The sequence below is a fragment of the Candidatus Nitrosocosmicus sp. R genome (assembly GCF_054408505.1).
Genome location: NZ_CP167090.1, coordinates 2,352,508 through 2,372,460, shown reverse-complemented (window position 1 = coordinate 2,372,460; position 19,953 = coordinate 2,352,508). Strand labels below are relative to the sequence as shown.

The 19,953-nt window shown below is 33.3% G+C and carries 28 protein-coding genes; 15 read left to right on the top strand and 13 right to left on the bottom strand.

Features of this window, described 5'->3' with window-relative positions; all coding sequences use genetic code 11:
• The first annotated feature begins 57 nt into the window (after positions 1–57).
• The gene (locus AAGU22_RS12215) at positions 58–1,008 is read left to right on the top strand and encodes a winged helix-turn-helix transcriptional regulator (RefSeq protein WP_458719381.1); all 951 of its coding nucleotides are present in this window, start codon (positions 58–60) and stop codon (positions 1,006–1,008) included.
• 49 nt (positions 1,009–1,057) lie between these two features.
• On the opposite strand, the gene AAGU22_RS12210 is transcribed toward AAGU22_RS12215, so the two are convergent.
• Positions 1,058–1,315 (bottom strand): hypothetical protein, encoded by a 258-nt coding sequence (locus AAGU22_RS12210; protein WP_458719380.1) that lies wholly within the window; start codon positions 1,313–1,315, stop codon positions 1,058–1,060.
• 347 nt (positions 1,316–1,662) lie between these two features.
• Between AAGU22_RS12210 and AAGU22_RS12205 the strand changes: the two genes are divergently transcribed.
• From AAGU22_RS12205 to AAGU22_RS12195, 3 genes are all read left to right on the top strand, one after another.
• The gene (locus tag AAGU22_RS12205; RefSeq protein ID WP_458719379.1) at positions 1,663–2,037 is read left to right on the top strand and encodes a ZIP family metal transporter; all 375 of its coding nucleotides are present in this window, start codon (positions 1,663–1,665) and stop codon (positions 2,035–2,037) included.
• Positions 2,025–2,333: a ZIP family metal transporter gene (locus AAGU22_RS12200; RefSeq protein ID WP_458719378.1), complete on the top strand. Its 309-nt coding sequence runs from the start codon at positions 2,025–2,027 to the stop codon at positions 2,331–2,333. The genes AAGU22_RS12205 and AAGU22_RS12200 overlap by 13 nt, the downstream gene beginning before the upstream one ends.
• A 404-nt stretch (positions 2,334–2,737) precedes the next feature.
• Positions 2,738–3,085: a hypothetical protein gene (locus tag AAGU22_RS12195; RefSeq protein WP_458719377.1), complete on the top strand. Its 348-nt coding sequence runs from the start codon at positions 2,738–2,740 to the stop codon at positions 3,083–3,085.
• Positions 3,086–3,128: 43 nt separating this feature from the next.
• Here AAGU22_RS12195 and AAGU22_RS12190 read toward each other — a convergent pair whose 3' ends face one another.
• Positions 3,129–3,302 (bottom strand): hypothetical protein, encoded by a 174-nt coding sequence (locus AAGU22_RS12190; RefSeq protein ID WP_458719376.1) that lies wholly within the window; start codon positions 3,300–3,302, stop codon positions 3,129–3,131.
• 653 nt (positions 3,303–3,955) lie between these two features.
• On the opposite strand from AAGU22_RS12190, the gene AAGU22_RS12185 reads away from it, so the two are divergent.
• Entirely contained in the window at positions 3,956–4,372 is a 417-nt protein-coding gene (locus AAGU22_RS12185) for a hypothetical protein (RefSeq protein WP_458719375.1), read from the top strand.
• A gap of 222 nt (positions 4,373–4,594) precedes the next feature.
• On the opposite strand, the gene AAGU22_RS12180 is transcribed toward AAGU22_RS12185, so the two are convergent.
• Positions 4,595–4,891 (bottom strand): hypothetical protein, encoded by a 297-nt coding sequence (locus AAGU22_RS12180; protein WP_458718895.1) that lies wholly within the window; start codon positions 4,889–4,891, stop codon positions 4,595–4,597.
• 19 nt (positions 4,892–4,910) lie between these two features.
• Positions 4,911–5,216, bottom strand: coding sequence for a hypothetical protein (locus AAGU22_RS12175; protein ID WP_458718797.1), 306 nt, complete (start codon positions 5,214–5,216; stop codon positions 4,911–4,913).
• 149 nt (positions 5,217–5,365) lie between these two features.
• Here AAGU22_RS12175 and AAGU22_RS12170 point away from each other — a divergent pair, with 149 nt between their 5' ends.
• Positions 5,366–5,620: a hypothetical protein gene (locus AAGU22_RS12170; protein WP_458719374.1), complete on the top strand. Its 255-nt coding sequence runs from the start codon at positions 5,366–5,368 to the stop codon at positions 5,618–5,620.
• 1,024 nt (positions 5,621–6,644) lie between these two features.
• On the opposite strand, the gene AAGU22_RS12165 is transcribed toward AAGU22_RS12170, so the two are convergent.
• Complete coding sequence (locus AAGU22_RS12165) at positions 6,645–6,977, bottom strand: hypothetical protein (RefSeq protein ID WP_458719373.1); 333 nt, start codon at positions 6,975–6,977, stop codon at positions 6,645–6,647.
• 448 nt (positions 6,978–7,425) lie between these two features.
• Positions 7,426–7,650 (bottom strand): hypothetical protein, encoded by a 225-nt coding sequence (locus AAGU22_RS12160; RefSeq protein WP_458719372.1) that lies wholly within the window; start codon positions 7,648–7,650, stop codon positions 7,426–7,428.
• Between the two features lie 401 nt (positions 7,651–8,051).
• Here AAGU22_RS12160 and AAGU22_RS12155 point away from each other — a divergent pair, with 401 nt between their 5' ends.
• The 3 genes from AAGU22_RS12155 (at position 8,052) to AAGU22_RS12145 (ending at position 11,045) form a co-directional block, all read left to right on the top strand.
• A complete protein-coding gene (locus tag AAGU22_RS12155; RefSeq protein WP_458719371.1) occupies positions 8,052–8,852 on the top strand; it encodes an LbetaH domain-containing protein in 801 nt (266 codons plus the stop codon).
• 112 nt (positions 8,853–8,964) lie between these two features.
• A complete protein-coding gene (locus tag AAGU22_RS12150; RefSeq protein ID WP_458719370.1) occupies positions 8,965–10,161 on the top strand; it encodes an MEDS domain-containing protein in 1,197 nt (398 codons plus the stop codon).
• A gap of 71 nt (positions 10,162–10,232) precedes the next feature.
• Positions 10,233–11,045 carry a class I SAM-dependent methyltransferase gene (locus tag AAGU22_RS12145; RefSeq protein WP_458719369.1) on the top strand — a complete coding sequence of 271 codons (813 nt, stop codon included), beginning with the start codon at positions 10,233–10,235 and terminating at the stop codon, positions 11,043–11,045.
• Positions 11,046–11,127: 82 nt separating this feature from the next.
• Here AAGU22_RS12145 and AAGU22_RS12140 read toward each other — a convergent pair whose 3' ends face one another.
• On the bottom strand, positions 11,128–11,367 hold the full coding sequence (locus AAGU22_RS12140) for a multiubiquitin domain-containing protein (protein WP_458719368.1): 240 nt from the start codon (positions 11,365–11,367) through the stop codon (positions 11,128–11,130).
• Positions 11,368–11,648: 281 nt separating this feature from the next.
• Between AAGU22_RS12140 and AAGU22_RS12135 the strand changes: the two genes are divergently transcribed.
• Positions 11,649–11,915: a hypothetical protein gene (locus tag AAGU22_RS12135; protein WP_458719367.1), complete on the top strand. Its 267-nt coding sequence runs from the start codon at positions 11,649–11,651 to the stop codon at positions 11,913–11,915.
• Positions 11,916–12,165: 250 nt separating this feature from the next.
• Here the strand turns inward: AAGU22_RS12135 and AAGU22_RS12130 are convergent, their stop codons facing one another.
• Complete coding sequence (locus AAGU22_RS12130; protein WP_458719366.1) at positions 12,166–12,825, bottom strand: plasmid partition protein ParG; 660 nt, start codon at positions 12,823–12,825, stop codon at positions 12,166–12,168.
• Positions 12,826–12,919: 94 nt separating this feature from the next.
• Between AAGU22_RS12130 and AAGU22_RS12125 the strand changes: the two genes are divergently transcribed.
• Positions 12,920–13,768 carry a class I SAM-dependent methyltransferase gene (locus AAGU22_RS12125; protein ID WP_458719365.1) on the top strand — a complete coding sequence of 283 codons (849 nt, stop codon included), beginning with the start codon at positions 12,920–12,922 and terminating at the stop codon, positions 13,766–13,768.
• A 53-nt stretch (positions 13,769–13,821) separates the two neighbouring features.
• Here the strand turns inward: AAGU22_RS12125 and AAGU22_RS12120 are convergent, their stop codons facing one another.
• Positions 13,822–14,199 (bottom strand): hypothetical protein, encoded by a 378-nt coding sequence (locus tag AAGU22_RS12120; protein WP_458719364.1) that lies wholly within the window; start codon positions 14,197–14,199, stop codon positions 13,822–13,824.
• 620 nt (positions 14,200–14,819) lie between these two features.
• On the opposite strand from AAGU22_RS12120, the gene AAGU22_RS12115 reads away from it, so the two are divergent.
• A complete protein-coding gene (locus tag AAGU22_RS12115) occupies positions 14,820–15,425 on the top strand; it encodes a response regulator (RefSeq protein ID WP_458719363.1) in 606 nt (201 codons plus the stop codon).
• A 199-nt stretch (positions 15,426–15,624) separates the two neighbouring features.
• Positions 15,625–15,837: a hypothetical protein gene (locus AAGU22_RS12110; protein WP_458719362.1), complete on the top strand. Its 213-nt coding sequence runs from the start codon at positions 15,625–15,627 to the stop codon at positions 15,835–15,837.
• Positions 15,838–16,124: 287 nt separating this feature from the next.
• Here AAGU22_RS12110 and AAGU22_RS12105 read toward each other — a convergent pair whose 3' ends face one another.
• On the bottom strand, positions 16,125–16,652 hold the full coding sequence (locus tag AAGU22_RS12105; protein WP_458719361.1) for a VOC family protein: 528 nt from the start codon (positions 16,650–16,652) through the stop codon (positions 16,125–16,127).
• A gap of 623 nt (positions 16,653–17,275) precedes the next feature.
• Between AAGU22_RS12105 and AAGU22_RS12100 the strand changes: the two genes are divergently transcribed.
• Complete coding sequence (locus AAGU22_RS12100; protein ID WP_458719360.1) at positions 17,276–17,578, top strand: VOC family protein; 303 nt, start codon at positions 17,276–17,278, stop codon at positions 17,576–17,578.
• Between the two features lie 531 nt (positions 17,579–18,109).
• On the opposite strand, the gene AAGU22_RS12095 is transcribed toward AAGU22_RS12100, so the two are convergent.
• A complete protein-coding gene (locus AAGU22_RS12095) occupies positions 18,110–18,481 on the bottom strand; it encodes a hypothetical protein (RefSeq protein WP_458719359.1) in 372 nt (123 codons plus the stop codon).
• 199 nt (positions 18,482–18,680) lie between these two features.
• Complete coding sequence (locus AAGU22_RS12090) at positions 18,681–19,004, bottom strand: hypothetical protein (RefSeq protein ID WP_458719358.1); 324 nt, start codon at positions 19,002–19,004, stop codon at positions 18,681–18,683.
• 457 nt (positions 19,005–19,461) lie between these two features.
• Between AAGU22_RS12090 and AAGU22_RS12085 the strand changes: the two genes are divergently transcribed.
• Positions 19,462–19,620 carry a hypothetical protein gene (locus tag AAGU22_RS12085; protein ID WP_458719357.1) on the top strand — a complete coding sequence of 53 codons (159 nt, stop codon included), beginning with the start codon at positions 19,462–19,464 and terminating at the stop codon, positions 19,618–19,620.
• Here AAGU22_RS12085 and AAGU22_RS12080 read toward each other — a convergent pair.
• Positions 19,617–19,820: a hypothetical protein gene (locus tag AAGU22_RS12080; RefSeq protein ID WP_458719356.1), complete on the bottom strand. Its 204-nt coding sequence runs from the start codon at positions 19,818–19,820 to the stop codon at positions 19,617–19,619. The two genes, AAGU22_RS12085 and AAGU22_RS12080, sit on opposite strands and share 4 nt — an antisense overlap.
• Positions 19,821–19,953 lie beyond the last annotated feature (133 nt).

Genomic DNA, 19,953 nt, shown 5'->3' with positions numbered 1-19,953 from the left:
GATCATGGATGACAATTTTTACTTAAATTTTTTAGCAATGTAGTTCAGGGAAAATTGATGGATGCCAAAGACGTATGGATCTTCTGCGAAATAGCATTCAAAGGAGTCGATTATGATTCGTTTACAGACAGGAGAGTTAGTCCTTCAGCGATTGGAAGGAAGCTTGGATTAGATGAGAAGACAGTTAGATCAAGAGTAAAGAAAATGGAAAATGACGGATTCATAAAATACTATCAGGCTATGCCCAGGCTGGGCTTCTTCGAATTCAAAAATATTAATACCTATCGATTCGAAGCGTTAAATATTACCACTAAACACGGGGTTATAAAATATGCTTATGAACATCCATTTATTGTCGATATAGTCGACTATCTAGGGAATACAGTATCTATTAGTATCACAGGGGGTTCCTCTGAGGAAATAGATCAAGTAGCCATAGAAATAGCCAATAGATTTGAATTATTTAAGTGGAGGCTTGGAAGTTGTGCAATAAAAAAACCACTAATCATTCCGGACAAGTTAGACTGGAAACTTATCCAAAAGCTTCGATATAATGCACTATCCGGAATCAACGAGATCTCAGCCTCATTATCAATTACTCCGAGGATGGTTCGATATAGGATTACAAAACTCTTAGGTTCGGATATGTTAATAGTACGAGCAATAATAAATAGCCAGAAACAACAAGGTTTAATATTTTATGAACTGGAGTTGTCAGTCGATGCAGCAAGCCGATACAAAATTATCAAGCATTTAAGGGAAATATATGCAGATAAACTTTGGTCTGTACGAATCATAGCAGAGAAGATCTTGCTTGCTAATCTTTTTGCATTTACTCTTGCAGAGCCTGAAGAAACATATGTAAACGTACTAAAACTAGAAGGTGTTAGATCTTGCTCCCTTTTTATATTTAAAGAAATTGTCGAACCAAAAAGGCAAAATTGGATGGATGACTTGATAGATCAGAAAATCATGAGTCAAAATTTAGATAAAATTTGCAGTTCGTGAAGGCAATTCGATGTCATAATACTATCGCCGGTCCAACATTGGCTAAACATTAAACTGTTTTAATCATCTTTTCAACTTCATCCTCTGTCTCCGTTAAGCCAGGATGATGATCCTTAGCATGTATTTGTATGTGCTTTTTTATATCGTCATTTCCTTGGGGAGATATAAGTGTCCAACCACATGGGCAAGTGATCATTTTTGCCATGCATAGCATTAAAGAATAAGTTTCGTATATACTTTTTACTTTATTTTGTTCATTTATCTTTGTTTCATTTAGGATATAGATGATAATAATTAAATGTTTCATACTGTTAGATCCTTATAATGGTAACTTATTCTTTATGATTTCCCAATTATTAGCACTCATAATATAGGATATAAAATCCGAGGAGATCGTCTTGGCATTCATTTCCATAACTTTACTACTTAGATTGTGGTAAAACAAATATCAGGATTAGTTAATATTTCCAGAAAGCTCAATCAGATAGTAACCACCACATATTGTAGGAAGAGTAAGAGATCTTTCCAAGGTGCAACATGGATTAGGATATAAGCTAACTGAATTTGATATTCTTCTAATAGAACTTAGATAGAGTTATTTATTCCATTTTCAAGTAATTAAAAATATTTTAAATACCTAAATTAGGAAGCTATATGAATGGGATAGTTGATTCTTTGATTTGGGGTTTTATTGCAAGCAGTCCTTTACTTATTGGTTGCGTTATTGCTTTATATGTCAATTTGTCCCGTAGAGTCATTACAACAATAATGGCTTTTGGAAGCAGGGTATTAATTGCAACCTTGACTTTTTCAATTTTAGTAGAGGCTTTTCAGGTCACCCACACTCTCCCCGCTACTGTAACTGGTTTCATTCTCGGAGGAATATCTTTTAACATTGCAAATTATTTCCTCAAGAAAAAATCGAATTCCAAAGCTAGTAGCAATCACCTGAAGAAGGGATCAAATTATCAAGAAAAGGGAATACTACATCATCAGATTCTGGTCGGTCATTATTCATGGGTGCTCTAATGGATGGTATACCAGAAAATGCGGCCCTTGGGCTTACACTTGCTACAGGAGGTGCTTTAAATTTTGCCTTTCTTGTTGCAATTTTTGTTTCAAATCTTCCTGAAGGATTGGCTTCAACTTATGGAATGAAATCTAGTGGCATAGGTGAAAAACGAATACTAGTAACATGGTCCATAGCATTAGTATTATGTACAGTATCAACAACTCTGGGGTATACTATTTTATCATATGCTAGCCCACCTATTATCTCAATATCAATCGCTTTCGCAGCGGGGAGCAGTAACTTGTTATGCTAGCAGATTCTATGATTCCAGTGGCATTTAAGGAAGGAGGAATTATTAAAGGAATCGCGCTATTAGCAGGCTTTCAAGTCGCCGCTATATTAACAAAACTACAGGGTTGATGAAATCAATAGAATCTAAACCAAATATGATATTTCAATACCGCAATTTTGCAACCGTAAAGTTTGGCAATTTTTCTTAATCATGATTTTGGTGTTGAAATTTTACTTTAATACTAGATTCAATAAGTTGCAGTCATCAAAATAAGAAATGTATTATTAATATATTTTCAATCATATTATTATTTTTACAAATATTTATACGGAATTTACAAATAATACATATTTTAGATGTTATTAATTAAAAATATATATTATCTAGAGAATGTTTATAAAAAAGTATGATACAAAGTTATACAATTGGAATACAATGAACTAGGAAAAAGGATATTGGGAATGGATTCTGCAATAAGGTTCGTAACAATATTTGATACAAAGGATGAAAAGATCCTGTATTCGGAGCATAATCCCGGAACTACAAATTTATTATCAAAAGAAGAGAGTCAGGAATCCTTGCAGTTGGCCATTAACGCATGGAAAACACGGAGTAAGTTGGCTTCAAAGATAGGAAAAGGAAAATATGTTCTAGCGGAGTACGAAAAGATAAAGCGTATAACCATGCCATTTGACGAGAGTCACTTACTCTATATCACTACTGATGTTGGATCTAATTCACTAGATCTAATTGACAAGATAAGGAATTTATAACCTTTACGGGGCTCAAATCCCGATCTTTATATTTTTTAGATTATTAAAGTAAAAAAATGTTGTATATTCCAATGTTTTTGCGATATTCTTTATAATCAAAAATTGCACCGCTATTGATTTTGGTCGAATCAACACCTCCTTTTGGGCCACACGAATTGCTATAACTGTGGGTTCTGTACTCCTCCACCGTCCTTTGGACTAGTGTTATCTCAGCCAACGGTGTTTTCTTCCGAAGTCGGTATGTACGCACTTGTAGGTTGGTATTATTATTTCAATATGTCTATACCACTTTTTCGCAGTATCAAGGTCAATTAAACAGTATCATACTACGTTATTACCATATAGGGTGTGACTATAGGTATCCATATTTTGAGTATCTACGGTAGCAATTTTCACCGGACTTGTGATGATCATTGTAGACATAATCGCTACTATTATAGCTACTATTATGAGAGTTAGAATGCTACCCGAATTTGTTTTATTGGATTATTTTAACTCTAGGCAAATTAATTATTTAAGAATTGTCAATAATTTCCAAAATTAAGATTTAAGATTCATGAAATTAACAAGGCAACAGTCATTATTCATTTGATAAGAATAAAAAAAATAGGGTTCAAATTAAAGGGTTCATCCCTGTTGATCCAGAGGAAAAATCAATACTAAAATTTTCTTTATTTATTGGACTTTTTCTATTCTGACCACATATTGGATTCAAACAATTGCTGATAACATAAATGATATTCATGACCTTGTGGCTTCCATACCATCATATTTACAGCATCTTTGAGAATTGGAATAACATCAGATGGCATGTATAATTCAAAAGGACCCAAAAATGCTTTTATATGCCCAAATTATAAGAACAATTTAATGGATACTAATATAAAGATACTCGCAATAGCATTTGTTGCAATATCAATCGCAGTCGCCCCGTCATTGATCGTCAGTAAATCTGTATATGCTGCTTCATATTATTGTGCAGATGAAATAGGAAAGTCAAACGCATGGGTAGAAGGATGTAAACAAGGTTGGTATGATCATAACCATTGTAAAAGTTACAACCCAGGGACCGGCGAGATAGCTAAGGGGTACAAAGTTGGTTGGAATAAAGGAGAATGCAAAAGCTCGCCCCATTATTGCACAGAATACTCTGGAAAGTCTCAGAATTGGATAAAAGGATGCCAACAGGGCTGGTGGGATCATAATCACTGCTGGGGATATTCTCCAGGATCAGGGGATTACGCTAAAGGATACAGTGTTGGCTGGTCAAAAGGTCACTGCAAGTAAATAATTTATTCCATTTTTTTACCAAAATCAACAATTTGGATGGTTCTAGCCCAAATGGATATATCTATGTGGTTTCAGATCATTTTGTTTAATACTTTAGAACCAAGAACCAAATACTACCATATGAAGAATAAACACCTTCTTAAAGAAATACTTAATTAAATGACGAATACTGCATGAAGGATCGGCTTCAAATCCCGCACTTTGCACGGCGCTGTTAACTTAGGCGTTTGGCACCTCCTTGTTGTGTATTTTTACAAATAGATTCAACCAGTTTTTGACATGATCTAGTTTACACTTCTCTTTACTACATGGAAAGTAATCGTCAAATCCTTCAGTTCGATCCTTGATGTACTGCATAGTTCTTTCAATCAGACTTTTCTCAAACGAAGAATTGATATGGTGTTTTAGTTTTAGGAATCTACAAGCCATTGGGTACCAGGTTCCACCGTCTGTTGATACGACATGTTTTCCGTGAATCTTGATCAGACCTGAAATAAATCTCTCTGCGATAAGCATGTTCCTCTCCTTGGATTTATTAGCTAAGAAAGAGTGCGAGAATTTGCCTATTTTCTGGTTCGATTGCTGCCCATAACCAGGAGTATTCTGAGCCGACTTTTATTAATGTCTCATCAATGAGGTATTCTGATATTTTTGTTCTTCTTGTTGAAACCTTTCGAGGTTTATACCTTTGAATCCAATTCCAAATTGCAACGTGACTTCTATTGATAATATGTAAAAAGGACAATGCCTTGGCAGTATTTCTAAGCGATAAGCCAAGAAAGTACAAATACAGACCATAGTAAATATGCTCTGAAGATGTTTTATTTCTTGTACTTAACATAACAGAAATAGAGCGTCTTTAAGCTAAAGATTTATCGTTAAGTTAACAGGGCCCTTTGCACTTTTGGATAGAATAAATAGTACATTATAATCAGTAAAATTGGTTCATATTGATTATGAAAATAAAGATCTTTGGGTGGATACAAATAAATGAAGTTTAGCCACCTTACAATATCGTTCGTGATCTCACAAGAAAGTACATCAGGAGAAGAAAATAAAATCCGTTGGATTATTGAAGTTAATGATCTTTACAAGCTACATAAAGTAGACATTATGTTTGAGAATCAGTATTCAATAGTTCATCAAGTTTATGGGGGCGAAAACTTTATCAAATCTCATAATATTACCGTAAATAAGAAAAATCTTTTTCAAATAAAGGATAAAATAGATATAGTTTTAAATTAATGCATGTAGAGAACAAATTCTTTTGTTATTTTGGCAATAAATATCCATCTGTATCTTGTTTTAGTAAATGTAGTCATTGTATATTGTATTCTAGATTTGCTTGCTATTTTTTGCTCTCCCGAATAATGATCCTTTAAATAATTAATATTTGCAGTCAGATTGTAGTCAAGCTCAAATCCTTCACGTTGCATTTTTTTCTTAATATATTTTTGTAAGATCTGATGATTTTATCAATCTTTAGCTAATCGTTCTCAAAATACTTAATTGATTCTGTTGTTTTCAACCAATCAAATTGAATCAATATGAAGATGTTTTACATGAATTGTTGAAAGATGAATGCTCAAGGCCTCGACGGTTATATACAAACAAATAATCAAAAAATCTATGCCCCAGGATTTCCAGGAGTTAAACCTGGAATTGAAAGTTTAAGGTATTTTTATCAAGCATTTGGTCTGTATTTTCCAGGTCACAAATGTTAATCCTAAATATTCTAAAGGAAAAAAAACAAAATTGTCTGTCGATTTTCCGTTACTGGAAATCATTGTGGAACATTGGGATCAATGTTACCAATAAAAATACAAAGTTTGAAGGAATCACAATAATAGTTTGGCTCAACCGAAACTTAAGTGTTTATCCAAATTCAATTTAATATTTGTACTTTATCAATTATTTGACTTCGAATTTTTCCTATAGGATAACTTTGTTTCTATGCTTATGAAAATTAATTCAGTTTCAAACAAATCTGTCGAGTTATTCGACACTTTGTCAGAATTTAAGGTTTTCAATTATAGATGGATTACTGGAAAAAGTATCATTTGGATCATTATCGTTCCCTTGTAATAAAGTACCATTTTTGATCAAATCTAATAGTGTTACCTCAATATTTCTAGTTTAGTAGGTATGCAGGCATTGTATAAATTTTAATAATCATAAACTCTGATTGGTAATAAAAAAATTAAGGAATGTGTTGTACTTATTTCATTCAGTTAAGACGAATTTGTTATATTTCGAACCTTATACATCATCATCCAGTTGCATTAGCTAATAATCTGTCTAACTCATCATCAGCATTTTGACAATCATTTAAGGCCTCATCAGTATTATCATTTTGCATCTGTTGAATACAACTTTCCAAATGAGTGTCTACAGTTTCTAAAGATGGTTGTTCATTAGCTGTTTGACTTGAACTAGATTGATCATTGTTAGATTGATCATTGTTAGATTGATCATCATTGTTAGAATTGTCTGTACTAGCAAATACTGGACTAATTGAACCTATGGTAGATGCTGCTGATGCGCCAATCATCAGTACAGAAAATGCTACAATAAAGATGCTTAAATTTCTAATTTTGTTCATCACGGTTTATCGAAGTCCTAGGTAAATAAGTATTTTCATTTAAGACAACATTATTCTAGCCGTTAATATACAGTAATTAGGAAGAATTCAAAAAAAACACCCTAAATATCATTAATTGACCTTATAAATAATTAATTTACTGGCTTCCATGTACTAAAAACTATAATTACTTTAAAAAAATTGAGTATTATTTCAAAAAAAGGTGAAACCCAAATTTGATATTTAGATATGTTGCTTATATTTGACGCTAGAATCATTATATGCGTATCCATCAGATGATGATGATGTTTTGAAATGATCTTAAATATAAAGAGTGAATTTTAAACTTTCTAATGAAAATAGAGTACTTTAGATCTGTTAATAAATTACTATTAGTTGATTGGTATTATGTGTTAGATTGTCAATTGGTAATAGAAGATTCCTTTGTAACAATTCAAGAATTCCTTCCTTAGGGACTATTCATAAAGAAATCACCAAAAAAGTCATTTACTAAAAAAGATAAAATTATGGGGATGGATTGACTATTTTGATCTGTTTCCTGAGAATCTTCTTCACTTTGAGATGCGTCATTTCCATCCCCTTCTTGTTCAATTACATTGTTATCTTCTTTCTGAGCAAAAATCAGTTCAACTGGACTCAACTCATTCGTAATCACATTTACGGAGGAGACCAAGATGCACAATGCAATAAATCCTTTTTGTATTTTTATAAGATTTTGGGCATAATGAATCTGATATCGATTTTGAATAAAAGGTAGTATTGATTGAGACTAATAATTTATCATTTTGATCATCATAGATAACTAGATCGCCAGTAGTATTATGAACGATCAAGATATCCTATTTCCTGATTATTTGATAATTTTGGTTCAAATTCTGCATGTAATTTTTTATATAGGAATTTTTACTTTGATTACCATACCTATAAAAAAGGCTTTTCCTATTTTTTAAGGATCCAGATTATGAGAATGAAAAAGGGTGAGGCGAATAAATCTAAAAAAGGAAATGTATTATTTAACCAATAATCCGTCAAAACTCATTTGTTTATATACATTTGAAACATACAATTGATCCAATGAGATTTAATACAAACAGGAATATTACTATACGGGTAACAGTCATGACCTTGCTAATAGTAATGGGGATAGTTGTCTTTGTTGGTCATCAGGGACTACTAGCAATAGGTAAAGAAACTAATGACACGGGAGCAACAAACCAATGGCCAAACATAATGTCTAATGTAAAAACATTTGTAGTTTCAAATGTTTCCTCTCCTAAAATAGATGATTCAGCTTTTATACATCCTTTTGCAGTTGTCATAGGTGATTGTTTTATAGGTAAGGAAGTATTAATGGCTCCAACGGCGGTTTGCAGGGCCGATGAAGGTGTTCCAATTCATGTCGGAGATTATTCTAACGTCCAAGATGGGGTCATACTACATGCCATTGAAGCTGTTAAAGATGGAGTAAATAATGATAACAAAAGGTTCTCTCAGAATGGGGAACGATTACTGGAGAATGATACGAGGTTCGATCAGGGATATGCTATTTTCATCAGTGGCAATGTGAGTCTAGCACATGATTCAATAGTCCACGGACCTGTTTGGATTGGAAATAACACCATAGTAGGTGTAAAAAGTGCAGTACTTGATTCAAAAATAGGTAATAATGTTGTCATAAGGCTTGGCAGCATTGTGATAGGAGTTGAAATTCCAGACAATACGCTTGTTCCTTTTGGTAGTATAATAACGAGCCAAACACAGGTTACCAATCTTCCTTCAACTATTGGAAATCCAAGTCAAAATCTAAATCAAGGGGATCTTTTGAATAGTCAAGCTCTGGCGAAGGCGTATAATAACGCGAGTATTGAAAAGTAAACATAGTTAAGGGTATGCTAGGTCACTTAGTTTTTTAGCATTCTCGAATCTAATTTTTTTATTCTTAATAATACTCATATACTTCATGATCATAATAGAATAGTGTATAATCTTGACAATTAATGTATATAAACCCAAAAAGAGTGATATTATCTCACATACATTTTCCATTTATTCTAATAGTCAAGAGAAATTAGATGCTGGTTTTAAATATTTGATTGAGGGTTTGGAAAATGATGAATCTGTTTTGTTTGTAACAGATGATCTTCCTAAAGAAGAAATTATAGAAAGACTAAAAAAGATTTGTCAATATCGATTCAATATCTCTACCTTAGTAAATGATGGGACAATTACTATCATGTCGAGTACTCAGTGGTATTTTTCTGACGACATATTAGAAATGGGTAGGGTGTCGTCCTCTGGAGGAATAACAGTGAGTAAAAGTCTTTCCCCGATTCACAAAGATGCTAAAATTGAGAATAAAGGTAATAGTGAGTGTAATCATTTTATTTTACCAAAGGAAGGCAAAAAAATATTTCGAGCTTTTTACGATATGAAACCATTTTTTGAGAGGAAATATTACGATGCGTTGCTCCATTATGAATTAACACAAGAAGGTGCTTCCCGTCCAGCAAATACTTTGTGTGCTTATGAAATAGGGTTGATGCAAGAGATAAGTCCAGAAGCATTTAGGACATTAGTAAAGAATCATACTCTAATAAATGAAATGAACTACGATGCTTTGATTACTCCTAGTACCAACATGCATGTCATACTTTTGTATAATAAACAAGATGATTTAGACAAGGCAATTTCGGCATATATTAATGAAGGCTTAAAGCGAGGTCAGATATGCGTTCATGCCTCTGTTAGTTTAGCAAATGAAGGCTATTTAAAAAACTTTTCATCACAGATCACAAATTATCAAGAAAACCTAGAAAAAGGAAATCTGATTGTTGTTGACTTGGTACCCTATTATGTTAATGCGATGGTAGGACATTTAGAATCTTTTAATAAATTAAAAGAAGAAATGATTTTTAAGGCCAATAAAGACACAAACAGAAAAGATAAGCATATACGTTTAACCGCAGATTGTGCTACATTGCTGCTTAAGAACAAGCATTTTGAGGAATGCATAAATCTGGAGAACTGGTGGCACGAAAAACCTTTTGACGGTTCCTATGTATGCCCATACCCAAAGTCATTACTTGATCAATATCCATTTAATGCATTCCTTTCAAGACTCATTCATAACCATGATGTAATTGTAGATAGCAATGGAAAATTAAATCGCGAATATATGGTATAGACTCTCTTACTATATATCGTCATAAATACAATATTAAAGTTTATCAGACTAAACTGAGGTATGGTTTTAAATTGAATAATTCAGATCAGGGCATCAGAGAAAGATGGACCTTAGGCGATTATAGAAATATTGGCAAGGTAATTTCTCCAGTCTCTGCTAAGCTAGTAAGACTTGTTAATGTTAAACCTGTAGATTCTGTTTTAGATGTGGCGTGCGGATTTGGTAACACTGCAATAACTGCACGCAGAGCCGGTGCAAAGGTGACAGGCATAGACATTACACCTAAACTTTTAACACAAGCAAAAGAGGAGGAGTCTATAGCAAAAGTCAGCGGGATTGAATGGAGAGAGGGTAACGTTGAAAGCCTTCCATTTGAAGATGAATCATTTGATATTGTATTATCAACATTTGGTCACATGTTTGCATTAAATCAAAAAGCAACGGCAAATGAGATGCAAAGAGTTCTCAAGGAAGGTGGACGCATGGGATTTGCTACATGGTCTCCAGAACTTGCATGGGGAAGAATGTATGCAACGATCTCAAAGTATTTACCCACCGTTCAAAACAACCAATCACTAGTACCACCTCTGTCCCCTATGCAGTGGGGAATCCCAAGCAACATCCAAGAACTATTATTCGACGTTAAGGATATATTTTTTGAAAATGATACCATTGAATATCCTATCCTTAGTCCAAATCACTATTGGCAGGAGATGGCAACAAAATCAGGATCAATGATTCAATTAATTCGAGGACTTGAAAAGGAGAATAAAATAGAAAAAATAGAATTGATTAGACAAGACTATCTTAAAACCTTGGAACCATACATACATGATAATATAGTGCGATTAGGTTATTTGCTGACTGTAGCAACTAAGGTATAATTATGGTCTAATTTTTCTTATATAACTTGAATAGAAGAAATACTGGAACTAAAGCATGTTCCATCTTATCATGATACCATAACTAATTCTGTTTTAAGGCTGCATCAAAACGCATCCCTGTTTCAATCTTAATTTTCTTATTTTCGCCCAACAATTTGATCTTCTTCCTCTTTCTATCTAGAACTAGGTAGATATTGTACGCTAGAGATGAAAATCCAGCTAATTCCAATAATTCAGATGCAGTAATAGTATTCTTGTCCAGAACTATTGCTTTATCATTTACATACACTTTATTTTCTCTCTCGACTTTTGTTAATTCCATTATATGATATAGTATTGCGATCATAATTTATAAAACTAGTCTGAGGCAGTCTCAAGTTAGCAGTAATGAAACCTAATTTGGAGGTCTTCAATTATACTTTTCTTTGGTATGCTGATTTGATAGAGTGGACTATTCGATGTATCTATGTTGCATTATGGTCCCTACATTTTCACAAAATTATATATCAGAATATTTTACTGGTTAAGTATTTTATAGAAATATGACAGGAATGAGTATCCAAACTATGATATAATAAATTTCATCTATACATTATGATTATAATGAGTAACATAACAAAAACTAGTAAGACTGGAGTATTTGCAATGATGTTTATCGCTGCAGCTCTCGTTGGTTCAGTCGTAGCCTTTGGTGATAACATGGCCTTTGCAACAGGTAAACATAACGAAGCAGAGCAGGGAATCGAACAAGGACAATCAAACGAACAGAATGCACAATGTGTATCTGGTGAAATCACCTTCGCATCATGTAACAATGTAGGAATACAATTACAAGAACAATTAGGCAAATTGGCATTAGGCCAACAATAAATCTTTTTTTTGCTTTTACCATCTATTAAAAATAATTGAACTTTCTGATCTTTGATGTTTGTATTGAATTAACATTCCAACAATAATGGTTTACTATTTCTAAATAATGGTATTCAAATTTTAGATCAAATATGATAATTTTAATTATCGATTGCACCTTAATGTTTTATATTTGATTTCTGCGCTAACTTCTTTTTCATTCATATCGTATCGATAGTAAGGAACGTTTAATTCTTAATCGTGTATATTACTAACTCAAGAAAAGTTTATGCATATTTTCTTTGGTCAAATGCATTTTGTAAATTTGATCATTATTGAGGATAAATACCTGATCATGTAACTCGAACATTTCTATCATTTCTGTTGTAGAAGCTTTAAATAGATTATTTAACTCATACGCACAAAATACCAGGCCCTCTAATCTATTCTTGTCATATTCTTTTTCAAGATAACATGCTTCGTTGACTGACGAGTCTGCAATATCATTAATGAGGAAATCAAGCAAACATATTTCTTTATTATTAGAATTCTGGGAAATGTTTTGCAATATGTCTTTGATGTGTTTCAGGGAATCTTTTTGGGACGACTTGTACGGTGTTATTGTCCCGTCAAACCAGTCTAGTTTTTCTAACACCTCGGTAAGTGAAGAATTTGATGAAGAGACGAAACATCTAAACCATTCGCCTTCCTTGGCCAATTTATCTAATGACTTGATCATTCGGATAACAGACTCTGTATTATCATATAGAAGTAAATGATGTCGTTTTGGGATTTCGTCCTGTTTTTTTAGCCATTGATCTACGGCGTCCTTTACAATTGAATTTATGGAAACACCCTTCTTTTTTGATTGATCCCCCAGTTGAGAATGAATCTCATCGTCGAAGCCTCGGATTATCATGTTACGAGCCATATCCTATTATGATGCCTCCAGAGCAATATAAGTTCTGATATCTAGATATCATCAATAGAAAACTTTTTATAAAGTGATATCGTGATATCATAATATGAGTCAACTAAATCTATCAAATAAAGAGAATGAAGCAAGTGACAAAGAAAGTTTGAAAAAAACCAAAACAGAGAATGTATGGAAACTAGGTGATTACCGTACTATTTCTACAATGCTTCCTTCAATTTCCTCTCACCTGGTGAGATCAATAAAAATTCGATCTGGAGAGGATGTTCTTGATATCGCATGCGGAAATGGTAACACTGCAATTACGGCCCGGAGAATGGGTGCAAATGTAACCGGAATTGATATAACGACTGAACTTTTAGATCTCGCCGCAGAAGAAGCGAAAATAGCACAGGTCGACGGGATAACTTGGAAAGAGGGTGATGCCCAGAATCTACCATTTGAGGACGAATCCTTTGATGTCGTTCTTTCAACCTTTGGACATATGTTTGCCCCTCAGGCAGACCTCGTTGCCAAAGAAATGATTCGAGTAACAAAGAAAGGTGGTAGAATAGGATTCGCAACTTGGCCACCCGAACTTGCGATTGGATCAATATTTAAAGTAAATGGGAAACATTTACCTAGACCAGTCAATAGTTCGCCCTCCCCAATACTGTGGGGTGTTCCTGAAGTAATAGAAAAAAGATTAAATGAGGTAACAAAAGTGCAATTTGAACGAGGAACGGTACTTTTCCCAATTCTTAGTCCAAATCACTTTTGGGAATTTATGAGTACAAGTACAAAATATGGACCATTGATTAATACTATTCAACTATTAAAGAAACGTGGTGATTCTTATGAAACCGATTCACTTAGAGATGATTTCTTGAAAGTGATAGATCCATATGTCTATGACAATAGTATAGGATTAGGTTACCTATTGACCATTGCAAAAAGATAGTACATTTTGTGGTGTAAAGCATCAACAAATTCATGATATTGCATTTGTAATGATTATGACTGTACCATATTTTGTCCATTTTGTCTATCATTATCTTCATTTGTTTCTATCAAAGGCGTCTCAGGATCTACAATGTATTTCACCAACTTTTCTTTATCTATTTTAATACCTAGAATGCCACTTTTCTTGTCGTGATCAAAAATAATTATTTTTCTAACTTTCATCCATTCAATGTTTTTGTCAAATGTATATAATAGTTCCTTTCTATGATAACTTGTCCCTTTGGTTGTATCGTTGGGTTCAAGTCTCGCATCTATTTTATCATATAACTCCTGTATGGAATTAAATGTATGATTTTTCTTAGGTTCGTTTCCTAAGATCAGATGTATATGGGTCATTATACTTTTTGTTATTTCTAAGTCTTTATTCACAGATCTAAATTATTTTGGTGGTCTACACATAATTATTTATCTTATTTTGTGGTTATTTCTGTATCTATCCAACTGGGAAATATCTGTCTAGAATGTAAAATGTATCTTCATGTTGATTCAAGCATTATATATTGATCAATCTTATCATGATAGTTGAGGTTTGGAGCAACATAGCACATGTTTGTTTGTATAGAATAAGACTGAAATCAAGTTCATAAGGTCTGTAATAATGGTCACGTATAAATGCGGTAGTAAATCAAATTATTATTTTTTTTGATTGCAAACCCTTCAAGTTGGTGTAAACTTTGGGCATTTAAAGTCATATAACTAATCTTCACCGAAGGATTTGGTAAATTAGTTTGCTAGTGTTATTCAATTGAGGTATTAAAATGCTTATTCATTTCGCTTTATCAAATTTAAGATTGATGTTATGTCTAAGTGTGGTTTGAAAGATTGTGATGTATTGAAGTATATCAAAAATTTGGGTATGGATATTTAATGCCACCATAAAAGTAATCCTCACCCTTGGCAGTATGCTATCAGAACAAATTAGATGATTTGGCTTAAAACGATGTATTTAAGGTATGTTGATTACATCTTTGTAGTCTAAGGTGAATGAAATGGTTATGTACTTTGAAGAATCTGAAATCCAACGAGAAAAGGAACAACCATTTGAAAAACCTGTGAACAAACCTTATAAAGATTATGCTGAAATTACTTGGTTTAAAGACAAAACCCATAGTTCAGCTGCATCCGTTGCAGATTCCAGCTTATCCACTGAATACAAAAGAACATCAAGCAAAGATGAAGATAGTAAGTCCAATAATTCCTTATCAAAAGAATTTGAACCCGACCAAATCTTAATTGCAGAACCAGAACCAGATATTCTATCCTTGTTTAAGACATTTCTGGAAACTCTGGGAGTAAAATCGGCTACAGTCGCTGATGGTGAGGTGGCCCTTGAAGTTTTTCTTGAGAATGAAAACAAGGGTAGACCGTACGACGTGGTTGTATTGGATACTCACCTAAAAGGTTTAGGCGGCCTTGACCTAGCAAAAAAGATACACGATATAAATCCTACCCAAAGAATACTTATGGTTACAACAACTCCGGTGGAATACTTACCAAAGAATGTCTTAAGGTCTGCAATGATAGATGAGGTGGATATTCTAACCATGCCATTCAAACTATCCGATTTCATTTCCCGACTAAAACAGCTAGCATGAACCCTGGACTTTGTATGTTTGGTGCCATAATTTGTAATAGATTTGCTTATGTGAGGAAACTCAAAGAGTCATAATACCACTTACCACTTATCATTTATCAGACAAAATAATTATTTAGAAATTTATAGCATCCAAGTAGGCCGGAGACCCTATTTCCGTTGCCATCAATTTTAAATATTGGCATGAGTGTATTTATATAATGAATAGTCCAAAAATTTTGGGGCTTGGCCTTCTGGCAGCCGTAGTGTTGTTCTCAATAGTTGCAGTAACCCCGGGAACAATCGATATATCTTCTACAGTTCAACAAGTCAATGCAGTTGAAAGTGGCGATGGTGCTGAGAGAGAATGTTTATCTTCTTCGTCGGCTCTCTTTTTTGATAGTCAACCTGCAGTAACTACTGCCTCCGCATAATTATTAGATCAGAAAAAAAGCTTTTGGATCTAATTCCTTTTATAACTTTTTCCATACTGGCAAATCGTTATTTCTATCTAAATGGGCCTTGCGTTTACTACTTGTTCTGTCTATTTGAGGGAGAAATGTCATCTCGCTTTATTTCTCAAGCATTTTCTTAGCGTAATGTTATATTTGTTTAAAACTTGCGACAAGAAAGGATTGGTTTAAAATAATCCTTTATGCGTATTGTCTGTGATGGATTGTTGTTATTGTTGCTATTATGCCTGAGGTAAAAAATATGTTCCTTAGCTCGTATTTGCCATTTTTTCAAAGAATTCTTTAGCTGCATTTTCTAATTCCTTGTTTGTCATATCTTTTTTGTGCGTGGCAACTTCCCAAATATGTCCAAATGGATCTTTAAATTGACCATATCTATCTCCCCAAAACGCATCCGTTAAAGGCATAATCACAGTTGCTCCCTCCATTTTAGCTCTTTCAAAGATATCATCAACATTCTCAAAATACATGTTAAGAAATACTGAATTACCTCCTATCGTACTAGGTGCCCCTATTTTTTCGCCCACCTTGACGTGTTCATTACACATTTCTGGAAATTCATCAGCCAGCATGATTTTTGACTTTCCTATGTTTATCACCGCATGAACAATCTTTTCTTTATTTCCTTTACTCTTATCTCCAGGAATCGAATGACGGTATTCTTCAACTGCACCAAATACTTTAGTATAAAATTCGATGGCAGCTGCAGATTCAGGCACAAAAATATGAGGAATTATTCTGTCGTATCCAGTTGGAATAGGATTTACATTTTCCATAGCTTATCATATACTTTATATCTTAAAATTTAGTTTGTCATATAATTTTCACAATGTATACTTAATAAAATATTGTTGAGAGAATATTTCCAATAAGGAATCATCCAAGCCAGACCCTTTTGATGATGTTTGAAAAGTTCGACGACGGTACCTAAAGTCCTTTTTTCTGAAAGAAAACAACACAACGGAATAAAAAGATTGAGAAGAGCATCTAATCTTGGAATTAGATATTTACCCGACTTATCGAGCAAATTTTTTTTTAAACTAGTCCTATAGTATAATCCCTTTTAGTATTTTATGTAAAAAACTGAAATAAATAGGGAAGCTCAATGAATTGGTTTGAACATAAACCATCTGGAATAAAGCTAACTTCAAGATTTTTGAGTAGGTGTTGGGGAATGTTATGGTGCATGGGAATTTGTATTATTCTAATTGTTATACCTTTGATCCCATCCTAATTTTTATGGTATTGATTTTGTAAAAATTACTTGAACAATTCTTCATTACATAAAAAGAAAATTACAATGTCGATGGTAAATGAGACAGGACTCAATGCCTAATATCCAACACTTTGAATTTCCTGCTGGTGATGTAGAAAGGGCAAGGAAATTCTATAAAGGTATTTGGATGGGAAATGGAGAAGTAGGGAAATCCTGAAAACCCTGATAAAGATTACTGGTTTTGTTGAGACAAAAGATGAGAATGGGAACAAAAGATTGAGTGGAGGAATGATGGAAAGACAATCTCAGGAACACAAAGTTACAAATTACATTACTGTTAATTCAATAGCGGATTATATACAAAAAATTGAACAGGCAGGAGGTAAGATCATTGTACCAAAAACAGAAATCCAGAATATGGGGTATTATGAAATATATTTAGATGGTGAGGGCAGCATGTTCGGGCTATACCCGGAAAATAGATAGAAGAACACTAGAGCAACCATATTTTTTTTGTGGTTTATTGATCTGCACCACAATTTATGATTAATAGACTTGGTAGATTATACTTGAAATAGTTATGCTTTTTATAAAATAATAACTAATCAAATACATGAGCATTAGTAGACCTGAAGATTTTGTAACATGTAAAGTATGCAACCATCCGAAATCCGTTCATGTGGCCATGGGTATGGGCAATGCTCCCCCTTTTTGCAAGGTTGAGGGATGTAATTGTCCTAATTTTACATTATGATGTGATTCAGACCGGTCTAGAATTGCTAATACGATGATAATTTCTTGATCTTGATCTAGCAAAGACGATAAAAGTCAAGACAAATACTCAGAAAAAAGCGTTCATTATTTGAGCATTAATTTGTCAAACACTTGCTTACCTTGAGATTATTTATTGATCTAGATAATAATATAGAATACCTGCTGTCGTCATCACACGAGTGAAGCTGCAAATCAGGTGCATTATTAGATTAATCTGTATCCACTACAAGTATATGATTTGTTTTAGGAATCAAATACTCCGTCTAAGAAACAAACCATGCCGTCAAGATCTTTTAGCTCTTCATTGTGAGTAAAGTACGTTCTTAGTACATAGTATTTGCCATCCTTGCTTGTATCTTTTCCAACAAAGGATATTTCTTGCCCGTTTTTTATGGTCAAAATACCTTGCCAGTTGGATATGGAGACACCATTTTCAAAAATAACTGAACGCCCATGACCATCTACAGTACCATCTGGAAACGAATCTATTCCTTTAATGTTGCCTGTCCAACTGCTTTCTCTTTCGATTATTGATTTATCTTTATCCTCTGAAATTATTCTGCTATTGGTTATAACATCTATTTCATCAAATATCTTTTTCCAAATATTTATCATTGTTCACAAATCTCTTTCACGTCTTTTAAAACATGTTGTGTTAGAATAATTGAGATCTTTCTCATTATTGGTATGTTGGCAAGTTATGAATATCCACTATATTCTTTAGAATTGATTTAGTAATTGATTCAAAAAAAAGAAAAAAAGAAGATTGGGTGCATTTATTAAATGAGTTGACTTTGCGCCTTAATCTATCTCTTTAATTTCGAGGAGTTAGGACCGTTGAATCGGTGGGTGGTTGTTCAAAAGTTGGTATGCATTCACCATTTTGATGTGCATCAACACCAAGGTTATTTCCTGTTAACGCATTAAATTCTGGGGAAACAGATTGTGCTCCTGTGGCACCGCTCTGTCCTAGTTCTGTATCCTGTTCCGCAGCACTATTACCTGCTTGGCCTGCTGCACTATTTCCACTACAAATTTCCAATGGTGTTCCTAGTGTTGCCACTGCATTTGGGATGTAAACACCCAATATGCCTGTTACTATAAAAACTGAAAGAATTCCAGTAATTAGTTTACCCATGTTTTCCACTGAAAAGATATGCTATTTACCACTTGCTTCAAATAGTTATCTAGCTTTCTTATTACAAAAGGATGATCAATCTTTTATTTTTTTTGTGGTTATTATACTAATAGTAGGGGATATCGAATAAAACTGTCTTTGCAACTCATTACACATAGCAGACTCGAATCTATTTAAGATTTTATCATATATTGATCCAAAACTCGATTAAATTGAAACCACTGTCTTTTGTAATTCTATTCCCTCTATCATTTTCAATCATAGGGTCATATTTATTATCCAGTTCAAAAAAATAAATTCTGATCTACAAAGATTTCCAAAATTTTTAATCCCTATTCTTTTGGTTTAAATTGTATTTTCTTTTTCAAATCATCAATGTGGTAATCTTCCAGATTCTTATCTGGTAATTTGCACATATAGATAAATATCGAAGGCTAATAACTACAATGAAATCTATTTGGTTGGCTGGAGCTATATTGTTATTTGTGAAAAATGTGGTTATATTTCAACAGAAAAATTACCTGAGGAAAATGCAAAAAAGCTTTTGCACGAACATGAAGAAGGTTCAGAAGCCTGTACTACTGGTCATATAAAACTAATGAAAGTTAGAACCTAAATTGCGTTGACTACGCCTGCACTCTTGTAGAGCATTTTAACCACTTCAGAATAAGTTCTATATTTGAATTTAATTTCATTAATCGGAATATCCTCATCAAGGTGCTCTTTGGATGTATCGATTTGATACTTTTTAGATATGTCATCTAAAATTGTGTTTATTGTCGAGTTGGTGTAGGATTCGACTATCAGGCGGTTCATACTAAACTATTAATTTCCTAGTATTTATTCTTCTATATTACTCTCATATTTGTTCACCTATGATACAGTTTTTTGCTTCTGCTATTGTTTTTGATATTACTTTAGTTGATACTTGATTGGTTAAAACTTGATT

Coding starts and splice junctions, on each gene's coding strand:
- AAGU22_RS12155 (WP_458719371.1), top strand. CDS start 8,052: ATGAGATTTAATACAAACAGGAATATTACTATACGGGTAACAGTCATG.
- AAGU22_RS12165 (WP_458719373.1), bottom strand. CDS start 6,977: ATGAACAAAATTAGAAATTTAAGCATCTTTATTGTAGCATTTTCTGTA.
- AAGU22_RS12175 (WP_458718797.1), bottom strand. CDS start 5,216: ATGTTAAGTACAAGAAATAAAACATCTTCAGAGCATATTTACTATGGT.
- AAGU22_RS12200 (WP_458719378.1), top strand. CDS start 2,025: ATGGGTGCTCTAATGGATGGTATACCAGAAAATGCGGCCCTTGGGCTT.
- AAGU22_RS12210 (WP_458719380.1), bottom strand. CDS start 1,315: ATGAAACATTTAATTATTATCATCTATATCCTAAATGAAACAAAGATA.
- AAGU22_RS12140 (WP_458719368.1), bottom strand. CDS start 11,367: ATGGAATTAACAAAAGTCGAGAGAGAAAATAAAGTGTATGTAAATGAT.
- AAGU22_RS12105 (WP_458719361.1), bottom strand. CDS start 16,652: ATGGAAAATGTAAATCCTATTCCAACTGGATACGACAGAATAATTCCT.
- AAGU22_RS12130 (WP_458719366.1), bottom strand. CDS start 12,825: ATGGCTCGTAACATGATAATCCGAGGCTTCGACGATGAGATTCATTCT.
- AAGU22_RS12185 (WP_458719375.1), top strand. CDS start 3,956: ATGGATACTAATATAAAGATACTCGCAATAGCATTTGTTGCAATATCA.
- AAGU22_RS12090 (WP_458719358.1), bottom strand. CDS start 19,004: ATGGGTAAACTAATTACTGGAATTCTTTCAGTTTTTATAGTAACAGGC.
- AAGU22_RS12080 (WP_458719356.1), bottom strand. CDS start 19,820: ATGAACCGCCTGATAGTCGAATCCTACACCAACTCGACAATAAACACA.
- AAGU22_RS12115 (WP_458719363.1), top strand. CDS start 14,820: ATGGTTATGTACTTTGAAGAATCTGAAATCCAACGAGAAAAGGAACAA.
- AAGU22_RS12110 (WP_458719362.1), top strand. CDS start 15,625: ATGAATAGTCCAAAAATTTTGGGGCTTGGCCTTCTGGCAGCCGTAGTG.
- AAGU22_RS12205 (WP_458719379.1), top strand. CDS start 1,663: ATGAATGGGATAGTTGATTCTTTGATTTGGGGTTTTATTGCAAGCAGT.
- AAGU22_RS12125 (WP_458719365.1), top strand. CDS start 12,920: ATGAGTCAACTAAATCTATCAAATAAAGAGAATGAAGCAAGTGACAAA.
- AAGU22_RS12170 (WP_458719374.1), top strand. CDS start 5,366: ATGAAGTTTAGCCACCTTACAATATCGTTCGTGATCTCACAAGAAAGT.
- AAGU22_RS12180 (WP_458718895.1), bottom strand. CDS start 4,891: ATGCTTATCGCAGAGAGATTTATTTCAGGTCTGATCAAGATTCACGGA.
- AAGU22_RS12215 (WP_458719381.1), top strand. CDS start 58: ATGGATGCCAAAGACGTATGGATCTTCTGCGAAATAGCATTCAAAGGA.
- AAGU22_RS12135 (WP_458719367.1), top strand. CDS start 11,649: ATGAGTAACATAACAAAAACTAGTAAGACTGGAGTATTTGCAATGATG.
- AAGU22_RS12095 (WP_458719359.1), bottom strand. CDS start 18,481: ATGATAAATATTTGGAAAAAGATATTTGATGAAATAGATGTTATAACC.